The sequence below is a fragment of the Methylobacterium sp. C1 genome (assembly GCF_001854385.1).
GTDB classification, from domain to species: Bacteria; Pseudomonadota; Alphaproteobacteria; order Rhizobiales; family Beijerinckiaceae; genus Methylobacterium; species Methylobacterium radiotolerans.
Map to the genome: position 1 here is coordinate 2,539,132 of NZ_CP017640.1, position 17,588 is coordinate 2,556,719.

16 protein-coding genes are annotated in these 17,588 nt (G+C 74.0%); 4 read left to right on the forward strand and 12 right to left on the reverse strand.

The annotated features are described in order from the left end of the window. Positions 1–35 precede the first annotated feature (35 nt). A complete protein-coding gene (locus BKE41_RS11700) occupies positions 36–1,073 on the forward strand; it encodes an HD domain-containing phosphohydrolase (RefSeq protein ID WP_043073660.1) in 1,038 nt (345 codons plus the stop codon). Positions 1,074–1,151: 78 nt separating this feature from the next. Beyond that, positions 1,152–3,872, forward strand: coding sequence for an ATP-binding protein (locus tag BKE41_RS11705; RefSeq protein WP_070999430.1), 2,721 nt, complete (start codon positions 1,152–1,154; stop codon positions 3,870–3,872). Between the two features lie 257 nt (positions 3,873–4,129). Here the strand turns inward: BKE41_RS11705 and BKE41_RS11710 are convergent, their stop codons facing one another. From BKE41_RS11710 to BKE41_RS11745, 8 genes are all read right to left on the reverse strand, one after another. Then, positions 4,130–5,374 carry a capsule biosynthesis protein gene (locus BKE41_RS11710; RefSeq protein ID WP_024830223.1) on the reverse strand — a complete coding sequence of 415 codons (1,245 nt, stop codon included), beginning with the start codon at positions 5,372–5,374 and terminating at the stop codon, positions 4,130–4,132. 387 nt (positions 5,375–5,761) lie between these two features. Next, complete coding sequence (locus tag BKE41_RS11715; RefSeq protein ID WP_012319063.1) at positions 5,762–5,956, reverse strand: helix-hairpin-helix domain-containing protein; 195 nt, start codon at positions 5,954–5,956, stop codon at positions 5,762–5,764. A 66-nt stretch (positions 5,957–6,022) separates the two neighbouring features. Beyond that, positions 6,023–6,481: a response regulator gene (locus BKE41_RS11720; protein ID WP_012319064.1), complete on the reverse strand. Its 459-nt coding sequence runs from the start codon at positions 6,479–6,481 to the stop codon at positions 6,023–6,025. Beyond that, positions 6,478–7,602 (reverse strand): HWE histidine kinase domain-containing protein, encoded by a 1,125-nt coding sequence (locus BKE41_RS11725; RefSeq protein ID WP_244413236.1) that lies wholly within the window; start codon positions 7,600–7,602, stop codon positions 6,478–6,480. The genes BKE41_RS11720 and BKE41_RS11725 overlap by 4 nt, the downstream gene beginning before the upstream one ends. Before the next feature lie 182 nt (positions 7,603–7,784). Further along, on the reverse strand, positions 7,785–8,552 hold the full coding sequence (locus tag BKE41_RS11730) for an FkbM family methyltransferase (RefSeq protein ID WP_070999431.1): 768 nt from the start codon (positions 8,550–8,552) through the stop codon (positions 7,785–7,787). A gap of 132 nt (positions 8,553–8,684) precedes the next feature. After that, a complete protein-coding gene (locus BKE41_RS11735; RefSeq protein WP_070999433.1) occupies positions 8,685–9,182 on the reverse strand; it encodes a peptide deformylase in 498 nt (165 codons plus the stop codon). 86 nt (positions 9,183–9,268) lie between these two features. Further along, positions 9,269–10,261, reverse strand: coding sequence for a sigma-70 family RNA polymerase sigma factor (locus BKE41_RS11740; RefSeq protein ID WP_024830220.1), 993 nt, complete (start codon positions 10,259–10,261; stop codon positions 9,269–9,271). Next, a complete protein-coding gene (locus tag BKE41_RS11745) occupies positions 10,258–11,007 on the reverse strand; it encodes an NAD(P)H-binding protein (protein WP_070999434.1) in 750 nt (249 codons plus the stop codon). The genes BKE41_RS11740 and BKE41_RS11745 overlap by 4 nt, the downstream gene beginning before the upstream one ends. Positions 11,008–11,241: 234 nt before the next feature. Between BKE41_RS11745 and BKE41_RS11750 the strand changes: the two genes are divergently transcribed. Further along, positions 11,242–12,846, forward strand: coding sequence for an ABC-F family ATP-binding cassette domain-containing protein (locus tag BKE41_RS11750; RefSeq protein ID WP_070999435.1), 1,605 nt, complete (start codon positions 11,242–11,244; stop codon positions 12,844–12,846). Between the two features lie 57 nt (positions 12,847–12,903). Here BKE41_RS11750 and BKE41_RS11755 read toward each other — a convergent pair whose 3' ends face one another. The 4 genes from BKE41_RS11755 to BKE41_RS11770 form a co-directional block, all read right to left on the reverse strand. Further along, a complete protein-coding gene (locus tag BKE41_RS11755) occupies positions 12,904–13,860 on the reverse strand; it encodes an adenylate/guanylate cyclase domain-containing protein (RefSeq protein WP_024830217.1) in 957 nt (318 codons plus the stop codon). An 8-nt stretch (positions 13,861–13,868) separates the two neighbouring features. Then, entirely contained in the window at positions 13,869–14,114 is a 246-nt protein-coding gene (locus BKE41_RS11760; protein ID WP_070999436.1) for a hypothetical protein, read from the reverse strand. Positions 14,115–14,379: 265 nt separating this feature from the next. Next, positions 14,380–15,681, reverse strand: coding sequence for a nucleotide disphospho-sugar-binding domain-containing protein (locus BKE41_RS11765; RefSeq protein ID WP_029359506.1), 1,302 nt, complete (start codon positions 15,679–15,681; stop codon positions 14,380–14,382). A 160-nt stretch (positions 15,682–15,841) separates the two neighbouring features. Further along, the gene (locus BKE41_RS11770; protein ID WP_070999437.1) at positions 15,842–17,080 is read right to left on the reverse strand and encodes a cytochrome P450; all 1,239 of its coding nucleotides are present in this window, start codon (positions 17,078–17,080) and stop codon (positions 15,842–15,844) included. Between the two features lie 244 nt (positions 17,081–17,324). On the opposite strand from BKE41_RS11770, the gene BKE41_RS11775 reads away from it, so the two are divergent. Continuing rightward, positions 17,325–17,564: a hypothetical protein gene (locus BKE41_RS11775; RefSeq protein WP_024830213.1), complete on the forward strand. Its 240-nt coding sequence runs from the start codon at positions 17,325–17,327 to the stop codon at positions 17,562–17,564. Positions 17,565–17,588 lie beyond the last annotated feature (24 nt).

Genomic DNA, 17,588 nt, shown 5'->3' on the forward strand with positions numbered 1-17,588 from the left:
CCTGCGTCGACGGCTCGTCGCCTGGGAGTGACACGGTGCTCGCGCTGATCCTCGACGATTCCGAGATGAACAACCTGCTGATCATGCAGGCGCTCAAGCCCGTGGCGGACTGCGAGCCGGTCGCCTTCACGTGCCCCGTGACGGCGCTCGACTTCCTGCGGGCGCATGTCGACCGGATCGGGGTCGTCGTCACCGACTACGACATGCCCGGCCTGACGGGCCTCGAGGTCATCGCGGCGGCGCGGGCGATCCCGGGCTTCGCGCACGTGCCGATCGTGATGGTGACGAGCCTCGACCAGCGCAGCCTGCGCCACGAGGCCCTGCGCGCCGGCGCCACCGACTTCCTCGGCAAGCCCTGCGATCCCGTGGAGATCCAGGCACGCATCACCAACCTGATGAAGATTAGCGCGGCCCACCGGCAGGAGCAGGACCGGGCCGCCTGGCTCGCCCGCGAGGTCGCGGCGGCGGTCGCCGTCATCGAGGCGCGGGAGCGCGAGATCATCGCCCTCCTGATGCGCGCCGCCGAGCACCGCGACACCGATACCGGCGACCACATCGCCCGGGTGGCCGGCTACGTGGGCGTCATCGCCCGGAACCTCGGTTTCGACCCGGAGGAGATCCGGATCCTGAAGCTCGCCTCCACGATGCACGATGTCGGAAAGATCGGCGTGCCCGACGCGATCCTGCTCAAGCCGGGACCGCTCTCCGCCGAGGAGCGCGCCGAGATGGAGAAGCACGCCGAGCGCGGCCGGCGGATCCTGGAGGGCAGCACCTCCGACGTCGTGCGGCTCGCCGCCGAGATCGCCGAGAGCCACCACGAGCGCTGGGACGGCACCGGCTACCCGAAGGGCCTGCGCGGCGAGGCGATCCCGCTCTCCGGGCGCATCGTGGCGGTGGCGGACGTGTTCGATGCCCTCGTGACCGAGCGGCCCTACAAGGCGGCCTGGCCGCTCGAGCGGGCGCGGGCCTTCGTGGCGGACCAGAGCGGCCGCCACTTCGATCCCCGCTGCGTCGAGGCGTTCCTCGCGGGCTGGGACGCGGTGACGCGGACCTGCCTGCGCGCCGCCGCCTGACACCATCCCCGTTCCCGTCCCCCCTTCCCCGCCCCTTCCCGCGTTCGGGCCCGACCGGGCCACCTCAAGGAGCAGAGCGTGCATCTCGCGTGGCTGAGGCCGAGGCGCTCCCTGGCGGGCCGGCTGGCTCTGGCGGTGACCGGCGCCGTCACGGCGGCGCTCGTCCTGGCGGCGGCGCTGTCGGTCTGGCGCGAGGTCGCCCGCTACGCCGCCGACAAGCAGGCGGCGCTGGAAGCCGTCGCGCAGGTCTTCGCGCATGGCGGCGCCCGGGCCACCGCCGCGGGCGACGCCGACGGCGCGGACGCGTCGCTGCGGGCGATCGGCAAGGTGCCGTCCATCGTCTACGGCGCGATCGAGCGGCTGGACGGGTCCGTCCTCGCCGAGCAGGGGATCGGCCTGCGCCTGACCCGGGACGCCGCCCAGGACGGCGCGGACCTGTCCCTCCTGCACCTGCTCGCCACCCGGAGCCTCCAGGCGACCGCGCCGATCGTGGAGAACGGGCTGCCCGTCGGCCGGGTCGTGCTGATCGGCGAGACCGACGACATCCTCGGCCACATCTGGGCGGCCGCGCAGAACGCCGCGCTGGCGGCGCTGCTCGCCGTCGCGATCGGCGTCGGCGTGTCGCTCTACCTGCAGCGCAGCGTCACGCGCCCGCTCGCCGCCCTCGCCCGCACCATGGAGGCGGCCCGCCTGCGCCACGACTACGCGCAGCGCGCGCCCGTGGGAGGCGACGACGAGGTCGGCGCGCTGGCGCGGACCTTCAACGATCTGCTGTCGGCGGTGAACGAGCGCGATCACCGCCTCGCCGCCCACAGCGCTCACCTCGAGGCCGAGGTCAGCGCCCGGACGGCCGACCTGAGCGAGGCCAAGCAGGTCGCCGACGCCGCCAACGCCGCCAAGTCGGCCTTCCTGGCCACGATGAGCCACGAGATCCGGACCCCGATGAACGGCGTGCTGGTCATGGCCGAGTTGCTGGCCGGGTCCGACCTGCCCGCGCGCCAGCGCCGCTACGCCGAGGTGATCGCCCGGTCCGGCCGGTCGCTGCTGGCGATCATCAACGACATCCTCGATTTCGCGAAGGTCGAGGCGGGCAAGCTCGAGCTCGAGCGCGTGCCCGTGAGCCCCGCCGAACTGGCCGACACCGCGGTGACGCTCTTCGCCGAGCGGGCCCGGACGGCCGGGCTCGACCTCGCGGCCGAGGTCGCGCCGGAGGTTCCGCGCGCGATCCTCGGCGACCCGGTCCGCCTCGGGCAGGTGCTGAGCAACTTCGTGTCGAACGCGCTGAAGTTCACCGAGGCCGGCCACGTCTCCGTCCGGATGGCGATCGATGCCGGCGACGGCTGCCTCGTCATCGCGGTCTCCGACACCGGGATCGGCATCCCGCAGGACAAGCTGGCCACGATCTTCTCGGCCTTCTCGCAGGCCGACCAGTCGACGACCCGCCGGTTCGGCGGCACCGGCCTCGGGCTCTCGATCGCCCAGCAGATCGTCGCCGCCATGGGCGGCACCGTGGCGGTGACGAGCCGCGTCGGCGCGGGCTCGACCTTCTCGGCGCGCATCCCCGTGACCGTCGCGGAGCCGGCCCGCCCGGTCCGGCGCCGCGAGGCGGTGCCGCGCGCGATCGTGCTGGACGCGGCCGGCCCCGCCACCCGCGCCGCCCTGCGGCCGGCTGGCGCGGCCGGCTTCGCACCGGGGCGCCGGTCGCGCCGGGGAGCGGCACCGCCGCCACTGGATCGGCGACGCGGCCGCCCTCGTGGCGGCGGGCCGCCGCCGGACCGGGCGGGCGGGTGCTCGCCGTCGCGGGCCGGGGACGGCGCGGCGGACGCGGTGCTCAGCGCCGGCCTCGCCGACGCGGTGCTGCGCTGGCCGGTGACCCAGGCGGAGTGGCAACCCGTCCTGGCGGCGCTGGCCGCCGGGGACGCCCTCGCGGCGTCCGCGCCCTCGGCCGCGACAGCCGCCACGGCCGAGGCGCTCCCGCAATTCCCGGCCGCGCGGGTGCTCGTCGCCGACGACAGCGCGGTCAATTGCGAGGTCGCCCGCGAGGCGCTGGCCCGCTGCGGCGTGACCGACGTCGTGACCGTCGAGGACGGGGCCGCGGCCGTGGCGGCCGCCGCGGCGCGGCACTTCGACCTGATCCTGATGGACGGCAGCATGCCGGTCCTGGACGGCTTCGCGGCCGCGCGGCGGATCCGGCAGCGCGAGGCGACCGCCGGCGGGCGCGTTCCGATCGTCGCCCTCACGGCGCACGTCCTCGGCGAGGCCGCGGACGCCGCCGTGGCGGCCGGCATGGACGGGACGCTCCTGAAGCCCTTCACCCTGCGCCAGCTCGCCGACCTGCTGCAGGCGCAGGTGCCGGCGCTGCGCGGCGCGCCGGCGGACGCCCCCGCGCGAACCGGCACGCCCGAATCGGTCGGCCCGGTCGCCGCGCCGCCCGAGGCGGCCGACGACCTCCTCGACGCCGAGGTCCTGGACGGGCTGCTCGGCCTCGGGGACGGCGCCTTCCTCGACCGCGTCCTCGACCTGTACCGGGCCCAGGGTCCGGTGGCGCTCGCCCATCTCAGGGCGGCCCTCGCCGCCTCCGATCAGCCGGCCATCGCCCGGGCCGCGCACAGTCTCAAGTCGATGAGCGCGAATGTCGGCGCGCGCGCCCTCGTGGCGCGGCTGCGCGTCATCGAGGAGGCTGCCCGGAGCGCCGCCTGCGCCGAGCGGGCGGACGCGTGTGACGCCCTGGACAGGCTGTTCACCGCGACGATCCGCGGCCTCGAGGAGCGGACCCGGCCCCGGGCGGCGGCTGCCTAGGAGCGGCGCGGGCGCAGCCGAAGACCGCTGTCGCCGACAGCTTCGACACCCGGTCTGGCCGGCCCGATGCCTCGTTCAGGAAATGTATTCCCTCGGTAGACCGCGCGATTTCGCAGACCTGCCCTGCGATCCGGTATCTGGCATACCAGAGGGATCCGCCGTACGGTTCCGCTTCCTCCCAAGCACTCCCTCAGCCCGCCCGGTCCGCCGCGGCGGGCTTTTTCGTGGTGCCGGCCGTGTGCCGGCTTGACCCGGGATCAGGTGATGAGCATGCGGCGGGTGAACATCGCGGCCGCGAACAGCACGGCGGCGGCGGCTGTGATGATGCTCGTCATCAGGATGCGGCGGGGCTCGGTCGAGGACCCGGCCTTGATGGGCTCCACGATCGGCACCAGGGCCACGACCTGCTGCTGGGCGACGATGCGGGCCCGGTCATAGGCCAGCTGCACGTCGCGATGATACTTCTCGGCGTTCTCGCGCTCGTGCTCGAGATCCTCGAACCGCGTGAGCGCGTCCGACAGGCGCCGCTTCTCCGTCGGCGCGGTGCCGGCCAGCTGCTGCTGGACCCGCGCGATGTTCGCGTCGAGATCACCGATCTGCTGCTTCAGGTCGACGATGCTGCGGGATTGCGGGCCGAGGTCCCGCTGGAGCACCGCGAGCTGGACGGCGAGCTTGGTGCGCGTCTCCCGCAGTTCCGAGACAGACTTGATGGTGGCGGTGTTCGACTTGATGACGTCGAGCACGCCCTCGCGGTTGCGCAGCTCGTTCAGGGCAGCGTTGGCCTTGGCCTCCCGCTCCTCCGCGAGCTTCAGGACGCGCGTGCTCACGTCGAGGGCGTCCTTCCGGGACGGCATGCTGAGCTCGTTCAGCATCCGCTCGGTGTCCGCCATGACCGCCTTGGTGATGGCGAGCGACTCGTCGGGATCGAAGGCCTCGACAGTCAGCGACATGATGCCGGACGCGGATTCGACGTCGACATCGACCCGGCGCCGCCAGTACCGCAGGAACTTCTCGACCGGCTTCTCAGGGTTGAAGCGGGAGAACATGTCGATGTCGTCCCGACCGAACCACGCGCGGATCGGGAGTTCCGCGGAGACCGCTTCGACCATCGGCCGGCTGTGGATGTACTCCTGCGCGATGAGCGTTTCCTGGGCGACGGTCGCCTTGATCACGCCGGCATTCGTGCCGACCGTGTCGGGTGTCGCCTTGTCGGCGGTTCCGATGGTCGGCCGGATCGCGAATCGCGCCTCGGTGACGTAGCGGTCGGAGGCGATCAGCCCGTAGTAGATCCCGGCGGCCAGGGTCGGGAGGACGAAGCAGACAACGAACAGGAGCGGCAGCCAGGGGTCGCTTTTGACGTGGCTCTGATAGGAGCGCACGCCCTTCTTGGTGTCGGGCAGGCCCGGGAGGCGCGCGAACTGCCGCAGCGACTGCGCGATCACCTTGTTCCGGTCGATGCCTTTCAGAGGCCTGCCCTGGGCTTTCTCGACCTGCATGTTCATCGTTGCTTCTCGAAGCTCGGGCTTGCGCGGGCATCGTCGGCCCGCGCGGCGTTCACACCGCTCGCGCAGCCCATCACACGGACAGGCGGCGAAAGCATGTCAGCCGCGATCCTCCGGGTTCGGCCGCGCCCGGCCATCCCGCCGGGCCAGCGGTCCCGCGATCCGCCGCAGGGGCAGATCCGTGCGTACGCGGGCGGTGCTGAACCGGTGCGACCCCGTGGGTCCGGCGCCGCAGCCGTTCCCGATCCTGTCGCGAGGTTTCGGAAGGACGGCGCCCCCGGTCGGGACCGCCGCACCATGCCCCTCTCCGGTACGGGAGAAGGGACCCGCGCCGCTCGCGGCACGGGCTCGGCGATCGCCTCGGTCCCAGCCCGCTCGGAACCGGCGCTAAGGGTGTTCCGCGACCGTGACCTGATCGGCGATGCCGTCGGTCTTGCCGCTGAGGCCCGGCACCTCGTCGAGCTGCCGCAGGCTGGTGAACCGGCCGCGCTCCTCCCGGTAACGCACGATCTCGAAGCCGTGGCCCTTCAGGGCCGGAACGCTGTCCAGCTCCTCGGCCGTCGCCGTGTTGAGATCGATCATGGTAGTGCCCCTCCCTGCCGGTCGGCGCCGTGCCGTCGCTTCGGTCCCCGCATCGGCCCGGCCGCCTCAGCGGATGGGATCGGCGCGGAACTGCCCGTGGGCGGGCTCGGATGCCCGACAGCGGCAGGACGGCGGCAGGCCGGTCGGGTCCGCGCGGCACGCGTCCTCGCCGCTCAGCAGGCGGAGCAGCAGATGCTCGAGCGGCGCCGCCTGATAGGGCTTCTGAAGCACCGGAACGGCCTGATAGGCTGCGTCCAGGCCGTGCTGCCCGTACCCGGTGGCGAACAGGAACGGCGTCCCGCGCGCCAGCAGCAGGTCGGCGACCGGGTAGCTGCGCGCGTCGCCGAGATTCACGTCCAGCACCGCCAGATCGAACGCCTCGCTCCGGGCATGGGCCAGGGCCCTGTCGAGGCGCATCGCCACCACGACCTCGCAGCCCAGGTCGAGCAGCATGTCCTCGGCCAGCATGGCGACGAGGCTCTCGTCCTCGACCAGCAGCACCCGGCGTCCGGCGAGCGGCGTCATGGCGCGCGCGGTCCTTCGACCGTCTCCTGGCCGATCCAGCCGAGGCGGGTCAGCGGGATCCGCATCTGGCAAGTCACGCCCGCGGGCGCGTAGGTGATCGCCGCGCTGCCGTCGAACTCCAGCGGCAATTGCCGCTCGATGAGCCGTGAGCCGAACCCCCTGCGGGTCGGGGGCGCGACCGGTGGGCCGCCCCGCTCCTCCCAGAGCAGGTCGAGCTGCTGCCGGCCGTCATCCCGGTCGTGCAGGGACCACGTCACCGCGACCTGGCCTTCGGGCGTCGACAGGGCGCCGTACTTCGCCGCGTTGGTCATCAACTCGTGCAAGGCCATTGCCAGCGTCACTGCCACCTTAGGGTGCAATCGCGCGTCCGGTCCCTGTAACCGGAAGCGGCCGGGATCGACCTCTGCCAAAAGGTGGGGGGCGAGCGCGCGCTCGACCACGCTGCGGAGGCTGGCGCTCTCCCAATTGTCCTCGACCAGCACGTTGTGGGCGTTTGACAGGGCGGCCATCCGGGCGTCGAAGACGGCGCGCGCCGTCTGGTCCGTCTGCCCCCGGAAGGTCTGCGCGGCGATCGACTGCACGGTGGCGAGGGTGTTCTTCACCCGGTGATTGAGCTCGTTGATCAGCAGGCGCTGGCGCTCGGCCGCCGCCTTCTCGTCGCTGATGTCGCGGACCTCGATGATCGTGCCGATGATGTTGGTCGCGTCGTCGCGGATCGGGCTGGCGGTGAACGCGACGGGGAAGAAGTGCCCGTCCCTGTGCACGAACACCTCCTCGCCCCGCTCCTGGTTGTTCTCCGGGAAGGCGCGGTCGATCGCACACTCCTCCAGCGGGAACGGCCGGCCGTCCGGGTAGCTGTGGTGGACGATGTCGTGCAGCGGGCAGTCGCGGGCGAGAACGTCGCGCAGCGTCCAGCCGGTCAGCTGCTCGGCGGCGCGGTTCATGTAGATGCAATGCTGGCGGTCATCCATCAGGAAGATCGACACGGAGGCGTTGTCGAGGACCGCGTTGAGGCGACGCTCGCTCTCGAAGAGCTGGCCCGATCCGCGACGCAGGCTCACCAGCGGCGCGCTGGCGGCGGACGAGGATTGCAGCGGCTGCCGCGATTTCGGCACGGTCACGACCCTTCACGCGGGTTGGTCTGAGATACCCTGCGCGCGGTCCTGACGGACCTTCGGGACTGGGCACGATGGACGGACGGCCACGCCGGACGGCGCAGAAGCGGGAGCGTGCAACGCACCATGCGCGGCGCTTGTTCCGCCGCGTGATCCGGACCGGTCGCGCTGTCCCGCCCGGGTCCGGATCACGCGGGTCCAGGCACCGGGCGGAGCGCGAACATCGCGCCCCAGTCCGGTCGACGCTCCTGCGGGACGAGGAAGAAATCCCACGTCACGCAGTCGCTGACCGCGAGCCACGTGCTCGCGTCGTCGATCAGGTTTCCCGTGATGTCCGCGCAGATGTAGCCGTGGCTCTCGGCGAACCGGTAGAGGGAGTCCTGCGCGTGCCCGTAGGCGGAGTAGCCGGCCCAGCCGTACTCCACGCTGACGATCGGGCGGCATCGCCGGAGGAGCTGGGCCGCGCCGCTCAGGGCGTTCAGCTCCCCGCCCTCGATGTCCATCTTGATGTAGGCCACCGCGGGGAGATGACCGAGGACGGTGTCGAGCCTCGCCGTCCTGACCGTGATCGTCTTCGACGTGATGGCGGGACTGCTGAAGTAGCGGGCGCGGAGCCCGCTCTCGCCGTGCACGCTGGCGACCGTGAATGCGGTCCGCCCCGCGGTGTCGGAGAGGGCGACGTCGTGCAGCTCCACCTCGGGCCGCCGGCCGAACCGCCGCGCCAGGTCCTTCATCAGGAACGGGATCGGCTCGAAGGCGTGGACCTTGCCGGTCGGACCGACGAGGTCGGCGAACGCGACGAGGTGGAGCCCGGTATGGGCGCCGACATCGACGACGACGTCACCCGGGGCGAGGAAGCGGCTGTAGCCCTGCCGCAGGATGCGCTCGTAGTCCGGGACCTGACCGGTCTCGTGAACCGCCTTGAAGGCGGTGGCGGCGGCCACGGCAGGATGCATGCGCAAGGTCCGTTCTGCGGAGACAAGTCCGGAGGGCTGGCGACGTCGCCCTCATCCTAGCCCTCCCTGCGCCGGCTCCGCCAGCACGCTCGCGGCGGGGCGCCGGCTCCCGCCGGCGGGGCCCGGACCTGTCTAGGCGGGCCGGCCCTTCTCGAACCGCTTCAGCAGCCGCTCGCGCTTCAGCCGCGACAGGCGGGCGATCCAGAACACGCCGTCGAGCTGGTCGATCTCGTGCTGGAGGACCGCGGCCGGGAAGACCTCCGTCTCCGCCTCGCGGGCGGACCCGTCGAGGTCGCGGTAGCTCAGGCGGATGCGGGCGGGCCGGGCGATCCGCTCGCGCACCCCCGGCATGCTGACGCTGCCCTCGTCGTGGGTTGCCGTCTCGGGGGACGCCCAGGACACGACGGGGTTCACGTAGATGCGGGCGCTCTCGTCCGGCGACATCCGGACCACCACGAGGCGCGCGGGGACGCCGATATGCGGGGCCGTCAGGCCGATGGCGCTCTCGGCCATGAGCGTGTCCCGGACGTCGTCGGCCAGGGCCTGCAGGGACGGCCCGAACGCGTCGACCGGCTCGGCCGGGCGCGTCAGGCGCGGATCGGGAAACAGGACGAGCGGGCGCGCCGGCATGGTTGATCAGTCCGCGTGGGTCGGTCCACCTGCGGCGACGCGAGGGCCCGCCGCGCACCATGCAAGCCGCGCCGCGGGGCGGGTCGTCAAGACGGGCCCGCTCCGGTCGCGGCCGCGCCGCCGCGCGTCGGCCCGGCCGCGACGGCGCGCGCGACGTGGCGGAGCTTGTCGGGATTGCGCGTGACGTAGATGGCGTCGATCCGGCCGTTCTCGATCGCGAGGGCGGTCGTCTGCAGGAGGCCGCCGCGCTCGCGGCTGACATAGCCCGGAAGCCCGTCGATCCACACGAACGCGACCAGCGCCGCCCGGTCGTCACCCCACTTGCGCCGCACGCCCGCGTAGAGCCGGAGCAGGCGCTCCAGCCCCCGGATCGGATTGACGAAGGCGAGCACCTTGCCGCCCCCGTCCGAGGACAGCGTCACGCGGTCGGCGAGCAGCGTCCGCAGCCGCGCGACATCGCCGCTCGCGGAGGCCTCGAAGAACGCCCGGGCGACGCGCTCGCCCTCGTCGCGGGTCACGGGATAGCGCGGGCGCGCGGCCCGGACGTTCCGGCGCGCGCGCGCCGCGAGCTGGCGCACCGCCGGCGGCGCGCGCCCGAGCGTCTCCGCGACGTCGCCGAGCGGCAGGCCGAACACGTCGTGGAGCAGGAAGGCCGCGCGTTCCAAGGGGGACAGCCGCTCGAGCGCGAGCATCAGGGTCAGGGTGAGGTCGTCCTCGTCCACGCCGTCCGCCGCCGCCTCGACCAGCGGCTCCGGCAGCCAGGGGCCGACATAGCTCTCCCGCCGCGCGCGCGCCGACTTGATCTGGTCGAGGCAGAGCCGCGTCACGACGCGCGCGAGGAACCGGTCGGGCGCCGCGACCCCGGTCCGGTCCGCCGCGACCCAGCGCAGCCACGCGTCCTGCACGACGTCCTCGGCCTCGCTGCGCGAGCCGAGCATGCGGTAGGCGATGCGGAGGAGCCGGGGGCGGTGGGCCTCGAAGGTGGCGGTCCCGTCCCCGTGCACCGGCCGCGCGACCGGATCGGATGCCCGGACGCGTCGCGGCCGGACCTGTCCGCGGGGACGGTCGGGTCCCGTCATGCCGTCGCGAGCCAGGTCTCGAAGCGCGTGCCGCCGAGGCGGGCCGCGGCCCCGTCGTCGGGAACCAGGGAGCCCCGCGCCAGCGGGGCGCCGAAGTAGCGGGCCGCGCCGTCAACCGTCACCGCGCGGCCGTCGCCGGCGGCCGCCATGCGCCGGGCGACGAACGCCCGGAACGACGAGCGCTCCGGCCCCGCGACGTCGATCGTCCCGTCGGCGGGCGCGCCGACCGCCACCGCGGCGAGCGCCGCGGCGACGTCCGTGGCCGCGATGGGCTGGAAATCCGCGTCCGGCACGACGATCCGATCCCCCACCGCGAAGGCCTCGGCGATCGTGGCGATGAACTCGAAGAACTGCGTCGCGCGGACGATGGTGTAGGGGAGGCCCGAGGCCGCGATCCGCCGCTCCTGCGCGACCTTCGCCCGGAAGTACCCGTTGCCGTCCAGGCGATCCGTGCCGACGATCGAGAGGGCGACGTGGTGCTTGAGGCCCGCCTGCCGGCCGGCGGCGAGGAGGTTGCGGCTCGAGCGCTCGAAGAAGTCGAGCACCGCCGCGTCCTCGAAGGAGGGCGCGTTCGCGACGTCGACCACGGCGTCGGCGCCGACGAGGACCTCGGCGAGGCCGTCGCCGGTCACGGCGTCGACGCCCGTGCTCGGAGAGGCGGGGACGGCCTCGTGGCCCGCGCGCTCCAGCTCGGCCTTCAGATGCCGGCCGATCAACCCGCTGCCGCCGATCACCACGATCTTCATGTTTCCCGTCTCCGGCGCGGACCGGGCCGAGCGGCACCCTGCCGCTCCGGCCTCCCGGTCGGCGACGAGACGATGCAGCGTCCCGGTTTGTGACATCCCGGCGAAAAAAGCGACGGCGGCATTGCGGGAGGGCGCGGCCGGCGCTACCGAGGCGCCCCGCCGGAGCCGAGACGCCGATGAGACTGACCCTGACTGCAACGCCGCCCCGCCTTGCCGCCAGGACCGTCTCTCCGCATGCCAGCACAGCTCGCCCTCCTGAACGTCGCGTGGACCGCGCCTGACGAGCGCCCGGTCCTCTCCGGCATCACCGCCAGCTTCGCGCGGGAGCGGACCGGCATCGTCGGCCGCAACGGCGCCGGCAAGAGCACGCTCCTGAGCCTCCTCGCGGGCCGCCTCGCGCCGACGAGCGGCACCGTCCACCGCGACGGCACGGTCGCGCTGCTGCGCCAGTTCGCGGGCCCGACCGCGGACGAGACCGTCGCCGACCTGTTCGGCGCGACCGCGGGCCTGGCGCTGCTCCGCCGCGCGGAGACCGGTGCGGCGGAGGCCGACGAGCTCGCCCTCGCCGACTGGACGCTCGCGGAGCGCCTGACGGGAGCGCTGGCGCGGACGGGCGTGCCGGTGAGCCCCGACACGCCGCTGCGGCGCCTCTCCGGCGGGCAGCGCGCCCGCGCGGCGCTCGCCGCGGCGGTCTTCGCCGCGCCGGATTTCCTGCTCCTCGACGAGCCGACCAACGATCTCGATCGCGACGGGCGGCGGGCGGTCCGCGAGGTGCTGCAGGGCTGGCGCGCCGGCGCGGTCGTGGTCAGCCACGACCGGGCCCTGCTGGACGCGATGGACGCCATCGTGGACCTCGCGCCGGCGGGGGCGACCCGCTACCGGGGCAATTTCGAGGCCTTCCGGCAGGCCAAGGCGACGCGCCTCGCCGCGGCCGAGCACGACCTCGCGGTCGCCGAGAAGCGGGCGGCGGACCTCGCCCGCCGGGCGCAGGAGCGGGTCGAGCGCCAGCAGCGCCGCGACGCGGCCGGGCATCGCCGCTCCGCGAAGGGCGACTTGCCCCGCATCCTGGCCGGGGCCCGCCGGGACAACGCCGAGCGGACGGCGGGCGGGAGCGCGCGCCTCACCGAGCGCCAGCGCGCCGGCGCCGAGGCCGAACTGATCGAGGCCCGGGACCGGATCGCGTCGGTGAAGCCGGCCGCGATCGCGGTCCCGCCGAGCGGGCTCCACGCCGACCGGCACGTCCTCGCGCTCACCGATGTGACGGTCGGCTACCGGCCGGGACAACCGGTCCTGAGGGCCGTGTCCCTCGCGGTCACGGGTCCGGAGCGCGTCGCCCTCTGCGGGCGGAACGGGTCGGGGAAGTCGACCCTGCTCGCCGTGGTCGCCGGCCGCCTCAGCCCGTGGTCGGGCCGCGTGTCGGTCGGCGTGCGCGCCGCGCTGCTCGACCAGCGCCTCGACCTGCTCGACCGCGACCGGACCGTGGCCGACAACTTCGCGCGTCTCAACCCGGGGGAGGACGCGAACGGGTGCCGGGCGGCCCTGGCGCGATTCCAGTTCCGGTCGGCCGCCGCCGACCGCCCCGTCGCGGCGCTGAGCGGCGGCGAGCAGGTCCGGACCGCCCTCGCCTGCGCGCTCGGCAACCGCGCGCCCCCGCCCCTCCTGCTCCTCGACGAGCCGACCAACCACCTCGACCTGGACGCGGTCGCGGCCCTCGAGGCCGGGTTGGCGGCCTATGACGGCGCGCTCCTCGTCGTCAGCCACGACGCGACCTTCCTGGACGCGCTGGGGATCACCCGGCGCGTCGACCTCGACGATCTCGCCGAGGGACCCCGCGCGTGAGGGCGGCATCCGGAACGGCGGCGGGCCGCGGTCGCCGCCCCCTGCCCCGCCGGGTCTTCAGGACGCGCCGGTTCGGTCCGCACGCGTCCGCGGCGGGTCGAGCCGGAGGGTGAACAGGCGCAGGACGGTGCGGGCGCCGCGCACCGGCCCGACGGCGATCAGCCGCGCCCCGCCGGACGGCGCGGCCCGCACCACCGCCTCCGAGGCGAGGCAGTCGCAGGGCAGCGCGCGGGTCATCTGTTCCAGGCGACGGGCCACGTTGACGGTGTCGCCGACCGCCGTGAACTCGATGCGCTCCGCCCCGATGACGCCGATGAAGACCGGGCCGCGATGCAGTCCGATGCCGAGCCGCACCGGCGGCTGGCCGGCCTCCCCGCGCTCCCGGCTCCAGGCCGCCATCGCGGCCGCGAGCGCGCGCGCCGCCGCGATGGCGCGCTCGGCGTCCCCGGCCGCCGCGTCCGGCACGCCGAACACCGCCATCACCTCGTCGCCGACGAACTTGTCGACGAGCCCGCCCGCCGCCTCGATCGCGCGCGCGGCGCGGGACCGGAACGCGGCGAGGAAATCCGCGACCTCGCCGGGCGCCATGCCCTCGCAGAGGCGGGTGAAACCGCGGATGTCGGCGAAGAGCACCGTCGCCTCCTGCTCCCAGCCGGGGCGCCGGGCGGCGCGATCCGTCTCGGCGACCCATCGGGCGACCGTCGGCGCGGTCAGGCGCGCGAGGTTGTTCCGCTGGCGCGTCGCGGCGCGCGCGGCTCCGCGCAGGCGCTGCACCCGCAGCGAGAGCCACGCCAGGGCGAGGCCGCCGAGCCCGAGGGTGACCGGCTCCGGCGTCGTCGTGGCCGCGAGCGCCAGGAGCAGCGGCAGGGGCGCCGCGGCGAGGAGCCGGCCGTGCTCCGCCGCCGCGACGGCGAGGCGTCGGCGGATCGGGGCGGTCCCCGCCCGTCGCCCGGCACCCCCCGCGCGGCCGGGACAGGCGTCCGCTCTGTCCGCGCGGGGTTGCCGGAGCGCCATCGCGGGCATCAGCAGCCCGTGCAGACGCGGCCGATGATGCGCCGGGCCCGCGCGTGCTCGCGCGCCACGGCGGGGGAGCGGAGGTCCAGATCCGTCCGGAACGGGCGTGCATGGATGATCGCCGCGAGGCGCTGAACGTCGGGCTGCGCGAAGCGCGGGACCGGCTGCGCCCGCGCCTCGGTCGGGGCCGCCAGGACCATCAGCAGCGTCCCGATCGCGGGGGCCGCGGCGGTGCGTGTGCGGTGAGATTTCATGATCTGGTGCTCCTCGTGGTGGAGGAGCCAAAGTAAAAACCCGATCTTTCACCGCGATTTCGGCGGATCGGAAAACAATGACAGCAGAAATGTGGCGCGATCGACGGGTGTGCTCAGGATCGTTGCCGGGACGATCGCGACCGGAGATCGGACGCGTCGCCCCGAGACGCGAACGGCACCCGGTCCGCCGGACCGGGTGCCGTGATGGGCGCGGATGAGAGGGTCGTCCGCGCCGGGACGGCCCTCGGGTCGGGAGCGGGACCGGTCAGGCGGCGCTGCGCGCGCGGCCGCCGTGGCTCGACAGGAGCCGCAGGATCTCGGCCTTCGCGTCGTAGGTGGCGAACTCGGCGGCGAGGCGCCGCGCCTCCCGGCGATGGCCGGGCGCGTCGAGCACGGTCCGCACCGCCTGCCGGATCGCCTCCGGCGCCGGGTCGTTCGCGGCGAGGTCGATCCCGGCACCCGACCACGCGATGCGGGCGTTGACGTCGGCCTTGTCCTCGGTGAGGCCGGCGGCGACGAGGGGGATCCCGTGGCTCAGGGCCTGGTTCACGCTCCCGTAGCCGCCGTTGGTCACCATGGCGTCGACCCGTGGCAGCAGCCACTCGAAGGGCAGGTAGGGCGAGAGCCGCGCGTTGGCGGGGATCGGGCCCGGGATGGCGTCGAGCCCCCGGCCGCCGCCCGTCACCACGGTCAGGATGTCGGGCTCATCGGCGAGGGCCCGGAGGGCGGGGCCGACGAGCAGGCCGAAATCGTGGTTCGCGACCGTGCCCTGCGTGACCAGCACGACCTTGCGCGCGCCGTCGAGATCGGCCGCCCAGGGCGGGAGCGCCGCCTGCCCCGGGACGATCGGCAGCGCCCCGATGAAGCGCACCGTCGGCGGCAGCGGGAAAGGGTACTCGAAGCTCGGGACGGTGAGCTGCAGGTAGGTGTCGGCGAGCCGCACCACCGCGTCGAACAGCGGCCAGGGCGGGGCGGCGCGCCCGAGTTCCGCCAGCTTGGCGGCGAGGCTCAGCCCGACCGGCCGGTCGACCGCCGCGTCGTAGGCCTCGGCGATGCGGCCGTAGGCGGCCTCCTGCTCGGGCGTCTCGGCCGGCGGGAGGCCCAGGAAGGCCGGAGCCCGGTCGGGCCGCGCGCAGTGCAGGATCGAGGTGCCGCACAGGACAATGGCGGGGCGCTCCGCGCGGGGCCCCAGGAGCGATGGCAGCACGCCGAAGAACATGTCGTCGCCGATCACCACCGAGGCCGGGAAGGCCCGCAGCGCCGCGCGCAGGCCGCGCGCCTGGTCGGGGATGCGGTCGACAAAGATGCGCTCCATGGCGACGCGCAGCCAGTCCGGCCCCGGCGCGATCTGGGCCAGCTCGGGCACGACGGCGCGGAGGTCGCGGCCGTCGAAATCGGCCGCGCCCGGCAGGGCCATGAAGCGGGCGCCGGCCGCCACGGCGCGGTCGCGGAAGGCCGAGCCCGAGAGGACCATGACCTCGTGACCGTCGGCGGTCAGCATGTGGGCGATCGCGAGGAGGGGATTGAGATGGCCCGTGGCGGGCGTCGAGCAGAGGAGGACCTTCATCGCATGTCCTTTCCGTGTGGGACGTGAGGGCGCCGCGCGATCGCGGCACGATCGTCGGGGCGTCCGGGAGCGAGGCTGGGGGCGGCCCGTTACGGCGTGGCTGCGGCGCGGAGCCGAAGTGGCTACGGCTGCAACGGGCGCGCGGGAGGCGGCGCGGGCGCTAGGCGGCGACCCGCAGCGCGTCGATGCGGCGGATGCCGCTGTGGCCCCGGAGGACCGGCATCGCACCGGTCAGGCGCAGGCGCGGGGCGAGGCGCAGCACGGCGCCCAGCCCCTCCTCCAGCTCGATCCGTGCCAGGGCCTCGCCGATGCACCGGTGCGCGCCACCGCCGAAGACCGGGTGGAGGCGCGGGAGGTCGGTGCGCCGGATGTCGAAGGTGTCGGGACGCGCGTAGACCGTCTCGTCCCGCATCGCCGACAGCGTCGAGAGCAGCATCAGGCTCCCGGCCGGCACGACGTGCCCGTCGAGGGGGATGTCCTCCCGGGCGACGCGTCCGGCGGACCCGGCGCTCGGCTCGTAGCGGAGGGATTCCGCCACCGCGGCCGGGATCAGCTCGGGATCGCGGCTGACCGCCGCCCACTGCTCGGGATGCTGCAGCAGCAGCGCCACCTGCATGGCGCCGGCGACCCGGGTCGTGTCGGTGCCGCCGATGATCATCTGCACGAGCTGGATCACCACCTCCTGCGGCGTGAGCTCGCCGGCCGCCTCGGCCTCCGCGAGGAAGCGCGACAGGAAATCGTCGCGGGGCGCCGACCGGCGCGCGGCGAGGATCGCGGCCACGTAGTCCTGCAGCGCGACCGCCGCCGCCTCGAGGTCCGGGATGTCCTCCGGTCCGAAGGTGAAGCTCAGGACCCGCGAGACCTCGTAGGCGAGGTGCGTGAACCGGGGAATGTCGTCGCGCGGCAGGCCGAGGATGTCGGCGATGGCCTGGGCGGGGATCTGGGCGGTGTAGCGCGCGACGAGGTCGACCTCTCCGTCCCCCAGCCAGTCGCGGACGAGGCCCTCCGCGGCGACGCGGATCCGGGGGCGCAGGCCTTCGATCAGGCGGGCCGCGAAGGTGCGGGTGAAGGGCGAGCGGCGCCGGCGGTGGACCGCGCCGTTGGCGGTGAGCATGCCGTGCGCGAAGATGTCGAACAGCGCGCCCTCGGGGATCGCGCGCGATTCCGGATAGAGCGTCTCCGTCGCCTGGGCGCGGGGGTCGCGCATCAGCAGATCGACGTCGCGGGCGCGGAGGATCAGGACGCCCGCGATCTCGTGGCCGACGAAGGGCAGCCTGGGCCGCCACGCCCGGAACACGCCGTGCGGGTCGGCCTCGAGCTCCGCCACCGTCAGCGTCGGGACATCGGCCGGGGAGCCGGGCGGCCCGGCCTGTCGGGTCAGATCGTCGGTCGCATTCATCCGGAAATTCTCGCTGCTGTGTTGCGCGAGAACTCTCGGAAGCCCGAGCTACAGGATGATTGCGGGAGCTTGGCCGATGATTACAGCCATAACATTCGGCGTTCCGGCGGGCCGGGCACCCACGCGCCCGCCTTGTGCGGAAGAGCACGCCGGGCGCCGCGGGTTTGGTGTGTGAGATGTTCCGAAATCATGCCGTAACTTAACGCTCCGAAAAAGGCGCCGCTTCGCAGAAGGAGAAGTCCTCATGGTTGCAGGGCGGGCGAATACGGACGACGTCTTCGAGACGCTGCTCCGACGGACGATCACCGACTTCGTGATGGGCGGTATGGACCACGGGGTCCCGGACGAGGACCAGCTCATCGTCCGTCTGAGACACTACGCGCTGCGGGCGCGCGAGGAGCAGCTGAGCTCCCAGACGCTCCAGGTCATCTCGTCGGCGCGGCGCCTCCTGGGCGACCGGACGGAGGCGGGCCGGGCGTCCTGACGCGCCCCGCCCGTCCGGCGACGG

Coding starts and splice junctions, on each gene's coding strand:
- BKE41_RS11730 (WP_070999431.1), bottom strand. CDS start 8,552: ATGCATCCTGCCGTGGCCGCCGCCACCGCCTTCAAGGCGGTTCACGAG.
- BKE41_RS11775 (WP_024830213.1), top strand. CDS start 17,325: ATGGTTGCAGGGCGGGCGAATACGGACGACGTCTTCGAGACGCTGCTC.
- BKE41_RS11715 (WP_012319063.1), bottom strand. CDS start 5,956: ATGATCGATCTCAACACGGCGACGGCCGAGGAGCTGGACAGCGTTCCG.
- BKE41_RS11770 (WP_070999437.1), bottom strand. CDS start 17,080: ATGAATGCGACCGACGATCTGACCCGACAGGCCGGGCCGCCCGGCTCC.
- BKE41_RS11735 (WP_070999433.1), bottom strand. CDS start 9,182: ATGCCGGCGCGCCCGCTCGTCCTGTTTCCCGATCCGCGCCTGACGCGC.
- BKE41_RS11755 (WP_024830217.1), bottom strand. CDS start 13,860: ATGGCGCTCCGGCAACCCCGCGCGGACAGAGCGGACGCCTGTCCCGGC.
- BKE41_RS11765 (WP_029359506.1), bottom strand. CDS start 15,681: ATGAAGGTCCTCCTCTGCTCGACGCCCGCCACGGGCCATCTCAATCCC.
- BKE41_RS11740 (WP_024830220.1), bottom strand. CDS start 10,261: ATGACGGGACCCGACCGTCCCCGCGGACAGGTCCGGCCGCGACGCGTC.
- BKE41_RS11720 (WP_012319064.1), bottom strand. CDS start 6,481: ATGACGCCGCTCGCCGGACGCCGGGTGCTGCTGGTCGAGGACGAGAGC.
- BKE41_RS11760 (WP_070999436.1), bottom strand. CDS start 14,114: ATGAAATCTCACCGCACACGCACCGCCGCGGCCCCCGCGATCGGGACG.
- BKE41_RS11745 (WP_070999434.1), bottom strand. CDS start 11,007: ATGAAGATCGTGGTGATCGGCGGCAGCGGGTTGATCGGCCGGCATCTG.
- BKE41_RS11710 (WP_024830223.1), bottom strand. CDS start 5,374: ATGAACATGCAGGTCGAGAAAGCCCAGGGCAGGCCTCTGAAAGGCATC.
- BKE41_RS11750 (WP_070999435.1), top strand. CDS start 11,242: ATGCCAGCACAGCTCGCCCTCCTGAACGTCGCGTGGACCGCGCCTGAC.